This is a genomic window from Streptomyces sp. NBC_00057, from assembly GCF_045041165.1.
Lineage (GTDB): Bacteria > Actinomycetota > Actinomycetes > Streptomycetales > Streptomycetaceae > Streptomyces.
This window is the reverse complement of the sequence record NZ_CP108256.1, coordinates 6,171,223-6,183,764: the sequence shown is the minus strand read 5'-3', so window position 1 is coordinate 6,183,764 and position 12,542 is coordinate 6,171,223. Positions and strand designations below refer to the sequence as shown.

Sequence of the window (12,542 nt, the reverse complement as noted above, 5' to 3'; positions counted from 1 at the left end):
CCCAGACCGTGGAGAGGTGGCTGCTATCCCGCGTTCAGCCGGGACTTCCAGCGACGTACGTCACGGCGCATCCTGCGTGCCACACGCCTGGGCAGCGAGGCCCTGCGGGCGGCGACCACCGGCTTTTCGACGCGCTTGCCGTCGCGCCACTCGGGCACGGTGACTTCGTAGGAGGAGTCGGCCAGGCCGGCCGCCCCGTCGCGGAAGTGCGGGTAAGCGAGGTAGAGCATGTCACCCCTGTGTGACCTGACCACATCCGGGACCGTCTTCGCCCGGAGATACAGCAGCACATCGATCAGCAGATCCGTGCGCCCCCGTGCCACGCACGCGAGCCGCAGCCGCTCACCCACCTTGATCAGCCGGGCCACTCCGTCGTCCCAGTAGGCGTCCATCAGCGGAGCCGCGAGTTCCATCTTGTGTCGCCGGACGTCCTCCGAGTCCTTCAGTAATACGGGGCCGAACTGCTGCAACATCCCGACCGTGAAAGGACGGACCATCAGGAAATCCCGCCTCGGCCCTGCGGGCTCGATGCGGTGAATGAGCGCCATCATGGCGCGCATCGAATCGAAGCGCCATTCATAGGTGCCGCTCTTCGTGACATGCTTCCCGTCGTCACGACCCACCAGGTAATAGCAGACGTAATCGGATATCACGGAAATCCCGGCACCACGCAGATATACCTCCATGGTGAAGAGAGCGTCCTCACCGGTCTTGAGGTTCTCGTCGAATCTCAGGGAGAGCCGCTCCAGCAATTCACGCCGGAAGAGCTTCTGCGCGCTCAGCGTGTAAATGACCTTGGAGTTGTAGACGTCGACTCGCTCCTTGGTCGCTCTCCACATCGACTTCGGTGCACCCCGGTTCACGCCGACCACCTTGCCGAGGACCACATCGGTGCCGGCCCGGTCGCCCATGGCCACCATTCGCTCCAGGGCTTCGTCCCCGAAGTAGTCGTCGGCGTCCAGGAAGAACACATAGCGGCCGCGCGCCATACCGAGACCCACATTGCGGGGGCCACTGGGACCGCCGGAGTTCTTCTGTCTGATCACTCGGGTCGGGACCTGGGACCGGGCTGCGAATTGCTCCAGGTACTCGCCTGTGCCGTCGGTCGATCCGTCGTCGACCGCAACGATTTCGATCCGGCCGGCACCGATGGTCTGCGCCTCCACGGACTCGAGACAGCGGATGAGGTAAGGCATCGCCTCATATGCACCGACAACGACGGTCACATCAGGAATTTGCGTCTCGTTCACACAAACAGAAGACGGTCGGACCGCCCCGTTGGTTGTCCTACGCCATGCACCCAAAAAGTGATACCCATCACAAAGGCCCGGCACAACCTTCGGGGAGGTTGTGCCGGGCCTTGCTCGACGTAATACGAATGCTGGACCCTCAGCCACCCACGGGCTCACCCAGGCTCTTCGCCACCCCGACGTTCCGCGCCTCGGACTTGGCCGCGAGCGCCTTCACAGCCGCGTCGAACTGCATGAGGGACGTGGGCTCGTCCGGGCCGAGGAGGTACTGCTTCAGCTCTCGCCGGGCCTCCGCCAGCGTGTCCGCACCGGAGTCCGTCACCGCGTCGAGCAGGGCGTCCAGCTCGGTCGCCGAGTTGGAGAGGATCACTGCGGCGCGTACCGCGGTGTTCTGCCGACGGAACTCCTCCTCGCCCAGCGCGGCGGAGTCGGTGACCGCGTACGGCTTGCCGCTCGCGATGAAGTCGGACACCACACTGGAGATGTCCGAGACCATGGCGTCCGACTCGTTGAAGCAGTCGTACAGCCGCATCTCGGATCCGGTGATGACCCTGTGCTCCCACCACCCCTGCGCGCGCCAGGAGGCAGCGTTCCACTCGTCCTTGAGCCTCGCGGTCTCGGCCTCACGCGCCGGGTCGGCCAGCGAGTCCCGGGACAGTTCCGCCTCGTCCCGGGCGGTGCGGCCACCCCTGGCGAGTTCGGCGAGACGTGCCTCGATACGGGCCAGCTCGGCCCGGGCCTCGGCCTGCTCGCCCTGCAGAGCGGCCGATTCCTTCGCCCAGCGGGGGTCGGTGGCGCGCTGGGCGGCGGCCTGCTCGATCATCGCGGTGATGCGCAGGTGCACGGCCTTGGCCTTGGCGCTGCGGGTGCCGGTGAAGGGGTGCGGCTTGTAGAGCAGCCGGATCGGCTTCTCCGAGTTCAGCAGTCGCTTGACGATGTTCTCACCGGCCAGCAGCAGCGAGGTATTGCCCGGGTTGTCGTCCCAGCCCTCCCAGGTGGGGGCGTACAGCACGGTCGGGATCGGGTTCTTCTGCGCACCGGACCACGGCTGGATGGCGGCCAGCTGCGGGCGGCCCACCTCGACGATGTCCTCGTCGCGCACACCGACATCGGCCAGCGCGTAACGGTCGCGGCCGGCCCGGCCCGCGGTCCACACCTCGTCGTAGGCCTTGCTGAACGGGTTGACGCTGGCCAGCTTGTCGCTGTCGCCGTGGCCGATGAAGACATGCTTCATCGTCGGCACCCGGAGCAGGTGGATGTTCTTGCCGACGTTGGCTGCGTAGAACGCGACCCGTACCGACGAGAGGTCCAGATTCATCAGGTGCACGCCGCCGGGCACACAGAGCACGGGCACCGACGTCGTGGCCAGCTGCGGGACGATGTTGCGCTCACGCAGGAAGATCAGCGGCCGCCCGCCGAGCTGGGCCATCGTCTCCAGCCACATGTTGACCTGGTAGGCCGAGTCCTTGGAGCCTGAGAAGTACAGCATCACGGTCGGCTGGTACTCGGCGAGCCAGTCGCCCACCGCGTTGAGGACCTTGGTCTCCGGCGGTACGAGCCGGCTCGGCCGGACATACGGCAGAAGTGCTGCCAGGTAGCCGACCGCGAGGACGAGCGTGAGGCCGAGGCCGGCGTAGGCGATGACGTTCTCACCGGTCTCGACCGCGACCAGCACACCCACCATCGAGAAGATGTCCAGGTGCAGCATCTTCTCCGCGGGCCGGTTCGTCAGGCTCTGCGGCGGGGCGTCCCCTATCCGCACCGAGCTGAGGTCGATGTTGCGGGTGACCACCGGAAGCTTGCGGCGCAGTCGGATGAGGGTGACCATCGCGCTCTGCGGCGCCTGGAGTCCGTAGAAGGCCAGCAGGCAGGCGACCGTCACGTAGAAGAGTGTCTGCTCGCCGTATCCCATACGGGAGAGCAGCAGGATGAGCAGCAGTTGGCGGACCAGGAATCTGATCGACAGCCCGGCCCGGACAGCGGCGAGCCGGTTGATCAGATAGCTGCCGCAGTGGTGCAGATACCGGTCCGCGAGATAAGTGGCCGCGGTCGCCGCGGCGAAGAACCAGAGATTGGGGATTATCGCCGCGAGCATGATGCACGGGAACCCCACAGCCACCAGGAGCGCCGCGGCCAGCTCCGAACCGCTGCCCACCCGAGCCAAGCGAATGGCTTTCGAAATCACGAAGTACCGCTCCCGAGGGTGCCGACTGTTTACCTTACGAGGAAAGTGTGAAGGCTGAGCTTTACGAATTCGGACCCCTGCAGTTCGCGCTTGGCGCCTGCAGGGGTCCGATTAGTCGATTGTCAAGCAGTATTACACATCGGCCTGTCGGTCCAGGACAGCGGCCAGCGCCTGTTCGAAGCCCGATGCCTCGGAGGCACCTCGGGTCGGGTCCTGCTGCCGTACGTCGATGACATGGCCGGTCATCTCGGAGAGCAGGACGTCGAGGGAGGTCCTGGCAACCGCCTCGGAGGAGAGCAGCGTGCCCGCGGGCTCGTCGCCGAACGCCTTGGTACGCATCGGGGTGGCGGTGCGCTCGGGGTTCACGCAGTTCACCCGCACTCCGTCGCCCGCCCACTCGTCCGAGAGCGCCTGGGTGAGGTTCACCATCGCGGCCTTGGTCGACGAGTAGAGGCTGTACTCCGCGCGGCCCCGGGTGTAGCTGCTGGAGGTGTAGAGCAGCAGCTGGCCCTTGGTCTCGGCGAGGTACTTGTACGAGGCGCGGGCGATCTGCACGGGCGCCAGGTAGTTGACGTTCAGCGCTTCCTGGATGGTCGTGCTGTCCGTCTCGGCCAGCTTGCCGATGCGGAGCACGCCCGCGGTGTTGATCACGTAGTCGACGCGGCCGGTGTCCGCGTACGCCTTGGAGAGCGCGTCGTCGACGTGCTCCGGGTTCTCCACGTGGGTACCGGTGGTGGAGCGGCCCAGGGCGTAGACGGTGGCGCCGTAGGACTCGGCGAGCGCCGCGATGTCCGCGCCGATGCCGTACGAGCCGCCGAAGACGACGAGGGTCTTGCCGGTGAGCAGCTCACGGTAGGCGGCGTCGTCGGTCGGCTGCGGGACGGCCGTGGAGGCCAGCTGGAAGAGCTTGTCCGCGATGAAGACGTCGACCGGCTGGGTGACCTTCATGTTGTACTCGTCGCCCGCGACCACGTAGATCGGCACGTCGGGGAGGTACTTCAGGACGACCGAGCAGTCATCGGTGGCCTGGAAGTTCGGGTCGCCCGCGGCGACCTGGTACGCCCGGCGGATCGTGGAGAGCTTGAAGGCCTGCGGCGTCTGGCCGCGGCGCAGCCGGGAGCGGTCGGGCACGTCGGTGATGAACTCGCCGTCGCCGCCGTGGGTGCGGGTCACGATGATCGTGTCCGCGGACGGGATGGCGACGTCGACCGCCTGGTAGCGGTCCAGGGCGTCGACGCAGTCCTTGATGACGCGCTGCGAGAGCAGGGGGCGCACGGCATCGTGGAAGAGGACGTTGCGGTCCTCTCCCTCGGCCAGGCCCTCGCCGAGGGCCGCGATGGCGCGCTCGGTGGTCTCGTTGCGGGTGGAGCCGCCCTCGATCACCTTGGTGACCTTGGTGAGTCCGGCCTTGGCGACGATCTTCTCCACGTCGGGCACATAGCCCGGAGCCATCAGCACGATGACGTCGTCGATGGAGTCGGCCTGCTGGAAGATCGACAGCGTGTGCTCGATGACGGCCTTGCCTGCGATCTTCAGCAGCTGCTTGGGAATGGACAGACCCACGCGCTGGCCGGTACCGCCGGCGAGCACAACTGCTGTGGTTCGGGCTTTGGCTATGTGCTGAGCAGACACAGACGACCTACCTTGAGGGCTGGGAGATACAGCGATGGTTGCACTCTCCGTTACCGTCTCGCAAGGCGGACGTCGGCTACTGCACGCCGTATCGAAACCTTCCGCTGCCTTGCGATCAGGGCGAATACCGGAATTGGCGCTTCCCGACCGGGTGACCGACGCCACACGACTGAGCGGCATCAATCACCCTTGAGCGGGGTTCGGCTCCGCCGGTTGTGCGGTGGGGAGAGCCGGCAAGGCCGCCGGACCGGCTTGCGGAACAAGTCCGTCCGGCGGCTGGTGCACGGTCTAGAACGGGTTGAAGTCGTCGAACTCGCGCTGCACCTCGTCGCGTTCCGCCTCACGGTCACGACGGCGCTGTGCCGCCGGGCGCGGCGCTTCGAGACGGTGGTCCTCGCCACGCCGGCCGAGCATCTCCGCACCCGCGGCCATGGTCGGCTCCCAGTCGAAGACGACCGCGTTGTCCTCGGCGCCGATGGCCACGCCGTCGCCCGCACGGGCGCCGGCCTTCATCAGCTCGTCCTCGACACCGAGACGGTTGAGGCGGTCCGCCAGGTAGCCGACGGCCTCGTCGTTGTTGAAGTCGGTCTGCCGTACCCAGCGCTCCGGCTTCTCGCCGCGCACCCGGTAGAGGCCGTCCTCCTCCTTGGTGACGGTGAAGCCCGTGTCGTCGACGGCCTTCGGACGGATGACGATACGGGTCGCCACCTCCACGGGCTTGGCCGCACGCGCCTCGGCGATGACGCCCGCGAGCGCGAAGGAGAGCTCCTTCAGGCCGGTACGGGCGACGGCGGACACCTCGAAGACGCGGTAGCCGCGTGCCTCCAGGTCCGGGCGGATCATGTCGGCGAGGTCCAGGCCGTCCGGGATGTCGATCTTGTTGAGGACGACGATGCGGGGCCGGTCCTCCAGGCCGCCGTACTGCTTCAGCTCCTCCTCGATCATGTCGAGGTCGGAGACCGGGTCGCGGTCGGACTCCAGCGTCGCGGTGTCCAGGACGTGCACGAGCACCGAGCAGCGCTCCACGTGCCGCAGGAACTCCAGGCCGAGGCCCCGGCCCTGGCTGGCGCCCGGGATCAGGCCCGGGACGTCGGCGATGGTGTAGACGGTGCTGCCCGCAGTGACCACGCCGAGGTTGGGGACGAGGGTCGTGAAGGGGTAGTCGGCGATCTTCGGCTTGGCCGCCGACAGGACGGAAATCAGCGAGGACTTGCCGGCGCTCGGGTAGCCCACCAGCGCGACATCGGCGACGGTCTTGAGCTCCAGGACGATGTCCCGGGCCTCACCGGGCTCGCCCAGCAGCGCGAAGCCGGGGGCCTTGCGCCGGGCGGAGGCCAGCGCGGCGTTGCCGAGGCCGCCGCGGCCGCCCTGTCCGGCGACGAACGTGGTGCCCTGGCCGACCAGGTCGGCCAGCACGTTGCCGTTCCTGTCGAGCACGACCGTGCCGTCGGGAACCGGCAGGACGAGGTCCTGGCCGTCCTTGCCGGAGCGGTGGTCGCCCGCACCGGGCTGGCCGTTGGTGGCCTTGCGGTGGGGACTGTGGTGGTAGTCGAGGAGCGTGGTGATGTCCTGGTCGACGACCAGGGTCACATCGCCGCCACGGCCACCGTTGCCGCCGTCCGGGCCGCCGAGCGGCTTGAACTTCTCACGGTGAACGGAGGCACAGCCGTGGCCTCCGTTACCCGCGGCGACATGCAGCTCGACGCGGTCCACGAAGGTGGTCATGGTTGGAACCTCCAGTTACATACATGCAGAAATGTCTCACTCGCGCTGTCCCCGCACAGGAGAAAGCCGTCTCTCATGGGAGAAACACGCGAAAGGCGGACCCGCTTCCCGTACAGGAAGTGAGGTCCGCCTCCGCAGAAACCGCTCGACGAGCGCCGAAAATCAGCCGGCGATCGGAACGATGTTCACGACCTTGCGGCCACGGTGCGTGCCGAACTCGACCGCACCGGCGGCGAGTGCGAACAGCGTGTCGTCGCCACCACGGCCGACGCCCGTGCCCGGGTGGAAGTGGGTGCCGCGCTGGCGGACCAGGATCTCACCGGCGTTGACGGCCTGACCGCCGAAGCGCTTCACGCCGAGCCGCTGAGCATTGGAATCGCGCCCGTTCCGGGTGGACGATGCGCCCTTCTTGTGTGCCATGTCTCCTCAGTCCCTTACTTCGCAGCCGCGGGGATACCGGTGACCTTGATCGCCGTGTACTGCTGACGGTGACCCTGGCGACGGCGGTAGCCGGTCTTGTTCTTGTAGCGAAGGATGTCGATCTTCGCGCCCTTGTGGTGGTCCACGACCTCGGCCTGGACCTTGATCCCGGCCAGCACCCACGGGTCGCTGGTCACGGCGTCGCCGTCGACCACGAGCAGGGTCGAGAGCTCGACCGTGTCGCCAACCTGGGCAGTGGAAATCTTGTCAACCTCAACGATGTCACCGACAGCAACCTTGTGCTGGCGGCCACCGCTGCGCACGATGGCGTACACGCGGATCTCTCTCTCGCTCGGAACGGATCCCCTGATGCCAGCCGCCCGCACAGGCCGAAGCCCGCGACGATCCGGAAGGATGAGCGGCCTCTCCTGACGGACGAGCCACCAGGAGGAATGTGCTCAGGGGTGGGCGCACATGGGAAACACGCCGAGGGTCAAGGCTACGGGGCCGCCCTCAGGGGGTCAAACCGGGTCCGCCCCGGCACGGGCTGCGGCGATGGCGGGCCGGACGTGGGAGGCCACCGCCTCCACCGCCCGGCGCCACTCATTCCTACCGGGCAGACCCTTCGCTCCACAGCACGGAGATGACGTCCCCGGCTCCACGCCGAGGACGCGGTCACCACGACCGAGAAAATGCAAGCCAAGAAATCGGCCAGCACCCCTCGGAATGCCTCGAATTATCCGTCGAGTTCAAAGATTGTAAGCGCAAGCATCAATTCATGCTTCCAGACGGAGAAATGCATGGGGAGCGAAGGGCCGTGGAACATGTGAGCTTGCGGACTGGTGTCGTTCGGGCCGGCCGAACGCAGTCGTGGACACGCGTTTCGTTCATCCAGTTCGACACGACTGGGCACATGTGCCGCGCCACCAGCACGTTCTCGCGCAAGACGATCAACGACGACGGACACCACCACGTCGCGTACTTCGCACTGCCCGACGTGCCCATCGACAGCTCCTGCGGCACCCGCACGTTCATTCTGCTCGTGTATGTGAAACACGTTTCGGGCCAGACAGTGAAAATCGATGGCGTACAGACCGGCGCCACCTCGCTCACCAACGCCATCGCATTCAATCAGTTTCGCTGAGGAACCCGGACCGGGCCGGCAATCACAATGAAGGAGGTGCGGGCCCCCGAGGGGCCCGCACCTCCTTCATTACTCCTTCGACCGGCTGGTCAGTTCTCGGTGTCGGCCGAGACGGAAGGCTGCGGCGACTGCTCCGCGGCAACCGTCTTCTTCGCCGCCGCCTTCTTGGCCGTCGTCTTCTTCGCAGCGGTCTTCTTGGCCGTCGTCTTCTTCGCAGCGGTCTTCTTGGCGGTGGCCTTCTTCGCGGTTTTGCGCGCCGTCTTCTTCGCCGGGGCCTCCGCTTCCGCGGCTTCTGCGGTCTCGGCGTCGGGCTTCAGCTCGATGGAACCGGTCACCACGACAACCTCTGCCGCATCCACACCTGCGGGCGAGCCCGCGGGGGCGGTGACCTTGCGGGTCACCCGGCGACGTGCACGCGGCGGGGCGGCCTCGGGGGCCACCTCTTCGGGTGCGGCCTCGGGCTGCGGGGCCTCGACGACCGGGGTCGCCACCGATACCAGTTCCTCGACCTGCTCGGCCGGGGCCGGCGAGCCCGCCGGAGCGGTCGCCTTCCGGGTCGCCCGACGGCGCGTACGGCCCTGAGGGGCCTCGGCGACCACCGGGGTCTCGGCGATCGGCTCGGGCTCCACGACCGGCTCCGGCACCACGACCACGACCGGCTCCGGCTCGACCACCGGAGCGGGTGCTGCTGCGGCCTTCGGCGCGCCGGCCGGGGCCGTTGCCTTACGGGTCGCGCGGCGCCGGCCGCGGCCGCGCGAGGCTGCTGCCTCGGCCTCGGCCGGGCTGCTGTACAGCTCCTCGTCCGGGACGAACTCCGGCTCGGGCAGCGCCACCGGGGCGGCCACCTCGGCAGCCACCTCGGCCTCGGTCTCGATCTCGATCTCGGTCTCGATCTCCACCACGTGCTCGTGGTCCACGCCGCCCCGGCCACGCTTCTTGGAACGCTTGCCGTTGCCGCCGCCACCGACCGAGGTCGGCTGTTCCATGTGCACGATCACGCCGCGCCCGTTGCAGTGGACACAGGTCTCGGAGAAGGACTCCAGCAGGCCCTGGCCCACCCGCTTGCGGGTCATCTGGACCAGGCCCAGCGAGGTGACCTCGGCGACCTGGTGCTTCGTACGGTCGCGTCCCAGGCACTCCAGCAGGCGCCGCAGCACCAGATCCCGGTTGGACTCCAGCACCATGTCGATGAAGTCGACGACGACGATGCCACCGAGGTCGCGCAGCCGCAGCTGACGCACGATCTCCTCGGCCGCCTCCAGGTTGTTCTTGGTGACGGTCTCTTCGAGGTTGCCGCCCTGACCGGTGAACTTGCCGGTGTTGACGTCGACGACGACCATCGCCTCGGTCTTGTCGATCACCAGCGAGCCGCCGCTCGGCAGATAGACCTTCCGGTCCAGCGCCTTCATGAGCTGCTCGTCGATCCGGTACGTCGCGAAGATGTCGACCTCGGAGGTCCACCGCGACAGGCGGTCCGTCAGATCCGGCGCCACTCGCGAGACGTAACCGTGGATGGTCTCCCACGCGTCGTCGCCGCTGACGATGACCTTGGAGAAGTCCTCATTGAAGATGTCGCGGACGACCCGGACGGTCATGTCCGGCTCGCCGTAGAGCAACGTCGGCGCGTTGGAGCTGCCGCTGCTCTTCGACTTCTTCTGGATGTCCTCCCACTGCTGCTGCAGCCGTTCGACATCGCGACGGAGCTCGTCCTCGCTCGCGCCCTCAGCCGCGGTGCGGACGATGACGCCCGCGTCCTCGGGAACGATCTTCTTGAGGATGGTCTTCAGCCGGGCCCGCTCGGTGTCGGGCAGCTTGCGGCTGATGCCGGTCATCGAGCCCTCGGGCACATAGACCAGGTAGCGGCCGGGCAGCGAGACCTGGCTGGTCAGGCGGGCACCCTTGTGGCCGATCGGGTCCTTGGTCACCTGAACGAGGACGGACTGCCCGGACTTGAGCGCGGTCTCGATACGGCGCGGCCCGTGGGCCATGCCGAGCGCCTCGAAGTTCACCTCCCCGGCGTACAGGACGGCGTTGCGGCCCTTGCCGATGTCGACGAAGGCGGCCTCCATGGACGGCAGTACGTTCTGCACCTTGCCCAGGTAGACGTTGCCGACGTAGCTGGTGGCCTGCTCCTTGTTGACGTAGTGCTCGACGAGCACGTTGTCCTCGAGGACGCCGATCTGGGTGCGCTCGCCGTTCTGGCGGACGACCATCACGCGCTCGACGGCCTCGCGGCGCGCCAGGAACTCGGCCTCGGTGATGATCGGGACGCGACGGCGGCCCTGCTCACGGCCCTCGCGGCGGCGCTGCTTCTTCGCCTCCATACGGGTCGAGCCCTTGATGGACTGGACCTCGTCGAAGCCGGTGCCGGGCTCCCGCTCTTCCTTCTTGCGGGGCTCGCGGACCTTGACGACCGTACGCTCCGGGTCGTCCGTGCCGTTGTCGGCGTCGGACGGGACGTCACCGCTGCGACGGCGACGACGACGGCGACGACGGCTGCTGCTGGATCCGGCGGAGGGCGCCTCGTGGTCCTCGTCCTCCTCAGCCTCTTCGGACTCCTGAGCGCGCTCCTGGTCCTCCTCGGCGTGCTCGGCGGCAGCCTCCTCGCCGAACTGCTCCGCGGCCTCGTCACCTTCGGTGGTCTCGCCACGACGGCGGCGACGCCCTCCGCGACGGCGACGGCGCGAAGGCCGGTCCCCGTACTCGTCCGTCTCCTCGGCCTCGGGCTCGGCCTCGTGCTCGGCCTCGCCTTCCGGCTCGGGCTCCTCCTCGGCGTGCTCCTCCACCTCGACAGCGGCGGCCGGCTCGGGCTCGGCGGCCTCACCGCGACGGCGGCGACGGCGGCGCGAACCGGCCTGCGGCGCGGCCTCGGCGGCCGGGGCCTCGGTGGTGGCGGTCGGCTCCTCGACCGTCTCGGTCTCTTCCTCGACCTCTTCGTGACGCGAAGCGGCAGCGGCGGCGGCCGCGGTCTCCGGGGTCTGGAACATCGGCTCGGCGAAGACCGGCGCCTGGAACACGGCCACGGCGGGGCGCGTCGCGCGACGGCTCTTGCGTACGGGCTCCTCGACCTTGCCGGTGAACTCGGGCCGGCCCGCGGCTGCGGTGGCCCGGCGGCGCTGACGGCCGCGCGGTGCGGCGTCCTCGACCTCGGCGGGCTCGGCGGCCAGCTCCTCGACAGCGGCCTCGGGCAGACTCCCGCCGGTTTCGGCGGTGGCCTCGGTGACCTTCGGCGCACCCGCCGGAGCGGTCGCCTTGCGCACGGCACGACGGCGTCCGCGCGGGGCCTCGACGGCCTCGGTGACGACTTCTTCTGCTACTGCTTCTGCTGGTGCGGCAGCCTCGGCCGGGGCCTCGGTGGGCTGCGGTGCACCGGCCGGAGCCGATGCCCTGCGCCGGGTGCGGCCACGCGGCGCGGCAGCCTCCGGCTCGACGGCTGCGGCAGCCTCGGGCTCGGCACTCGCCACGGGCGTTGCTTCCTCGACGATCTCGACGGCCTCTGCGGTCTGCGGCGCACCCGCCGGGGCAGTCGCCTTGCGCACCGCACGACGGCGGGTACGAGCAGGCGGCGCCTCCACGGCCTCGGTGGCCTCGGCGCTCGCAGCGGGCTCCACGACCTCGACGGCCTCGGCAGCCTGCGGCGCACCCGCCGGAGCGGTCGCCTTGCGGACGGCACGACGACGGGTACGAGCAGGCGGCGCCTCCACGACCTCTGCCTCGGGCTCGGGCTCGGCAGCGGTCTCGGTGGCCTCTGCGGTCTGCGGTGTACCCGCCGGGGCAGTCGCCTTGCGCACCGCACGACGACGGGTACGAGCAGGCGGCGCCTCCACGACCTCGGCCACGGCCTCGGTGGCCTCGGCGCTCGCGGCGGGCTCCACGACCTCGACGGCCTCGGCAGCCTGCGGCGCACCCGCCGGAGCGGTCGCCTTGCGGACGGCACGACGACGGGTACGCGCGGGCGGCGCGGCTTCTGTCGCCGGAGCGCTCTCGGCGTCGGTGGTGGTGTTGTCGGACACTGCGGCGTCATCGGCCGGTATGGCCGGAGCGGCGGCATCCTGTGCGTCCGCCAGCGGCGGGCCGGCCGGGCGGGACGCGGCGCGGCGCCTGCGGCGCGGCGGCAGCTTGTCTCCGGGTGCGTTGTTCTCTTCGGCGTTCCCGGTCGTGCCGGGTTCGTTGGACTGGGGCATGC

General features: G+C 68.7%; 8 protein-coding genes. 1 reads left to right on the top strand and 7 read right to left on the bottom strand.

What is annotated here, in order from left to right; all coding sequences use genetic code 11:
• Nucleotides 1–23: 23 nt before the first annotated feature.
• From OG953_RS29030 to rplU, 6 genes are all read right to left on the bottom strand, one after another.
• On the bottom strand, nucleotides 24–1,250 hold the full coding sequence (locus OG953_RS29030; RefSeq protein WP_405687969.1) for a glycosyltransferase family 2 protein: 1,227 nt from the start codon (nucleotides 1,248–1,250) through the stop codon (nucleotides 24–26).
• A 139-nt stretch (nucleotides 1,251–1,389) separates the two neighbouring features.
• Nucleotides 1,390–3,435, bottom strand: a complete 2,046-nt coding sequence (locus OG953_RS29025; RefSeq protein WP_405687967.1) for a hypothetical protein — start codon at nucleotides 3,433–3,435, stop codon at nucleotides 1,390–1,392.
• 132 nt (nucleotides 3,436–3,567) lie between these two features.
• A complete protein-coding gene (locus tag OG953_RS29020; protein ID WP_405687966.1) occupies nucleotides 3,568–5,067 on the bottom strand; it encodes a D-ribitol-5-phosphate cytidylyltransferase in 1,500 nt (499 codons plus the stop codon).
• 288 nt (nucleotides 5,068–5,355) lie between these two features.
• Complete coding sequence (obgE, locus tag OG953_RS29015; protein ID WP_405687964.1) at nucleotides 5,356–6,792, bottom strand: GTPase ObgE; 1,437 nt, start codon at nucleotides 6,790–6,792, stop codon at nucleotides 5,356–5,358.
• A 162-nt stretch (nucleotides 6,793–6,954) separates the two neighbouring features.
• Complete coding sequence (rpmA, locus tag OG953_RS29010) at nucleotides 6,955–7,212, bottom strand: 50S ribosomal protein L27 (RefSeq protein WP_018103204.1); 258 nt, start codon at nucleotides 7,210–7,212, stop codon at nucleotides 6,955–6,957.
• Between the two features lie 14 nt (nucleotides 7,213–7,226).
• Nucleotides 7,227–7,547 carry a 50S ribosomal protein L21 gene (rplU, locus tag OG953_RS29005; RefSeq protein ID WP_030921216.1) on the bottom strand — a complete coding sequence of 107 codons (321 nt, stop codon included), beginning with the start codon at nucleotides 7,545–7,547 and terminating at the stop codon, nucleotides 7,227–7,229.
• Between the two features lie 482 nt (nucleotides 7,548–8,029).
• On the opposite strand from rplU, the gene OG953_RS29000 reads away from it, so the two are divergent.
• Entirely contained in the window at nucleotides 8,030–8,356 is a 327-nt protein-coding gene (locus tag OG953_RS29000) for a hypothetical protein (RefSeq protein ID WP_405687963.1), read from the top strand.
• 89 nt (nucleotides 8,357–8,445) lie between these two features.
• Here the strand turns inward: OG953_RS29000 and OG953_RS28995 are convergent, their stop codons facing one another.
• The gene (locus OG953_RS28995; RefSeq protein WP_405687961.1) at nucleotides 8,446–12,540 is read right to left on the bottom strand and encodes an Rne/Rng family ribonuclease; all 4,095 of its coding nucleotides are present in this window, start codon (nucleotides 12,538–12,540) and stop codon (nucleotides 8,446–8,448) included.
• Between the last annotated feature and the right edge of the window lie 2 nt (nucleotides 12,541–12,542).

What these genes read in the sequence shown, in the direction of transcription:
- obgE (WP_405687964.1), bottom strand. Translation starts at nt 6,792, where the DNA reads ATGACCACCTTCGTGGACCGCGTCGAGCTGCATGTCGCCGCGGGTAAC.
- rpmA (WP_018103204.1), bottom strand. Translation starts at nt 7,212, where the DNA reads ATGGCACACAAGAAGGGCGCATCGTCCACCCGGAACGGGCGCGATTCC.
- OG953_RS28995 (WP_405687961.1), bottom strand. Translation starts at nt 12,540, where the DNA reads ATGCCCCAGTCCAACGAACCCGGCACGACCGGGAACGCCGAAGAGAAC.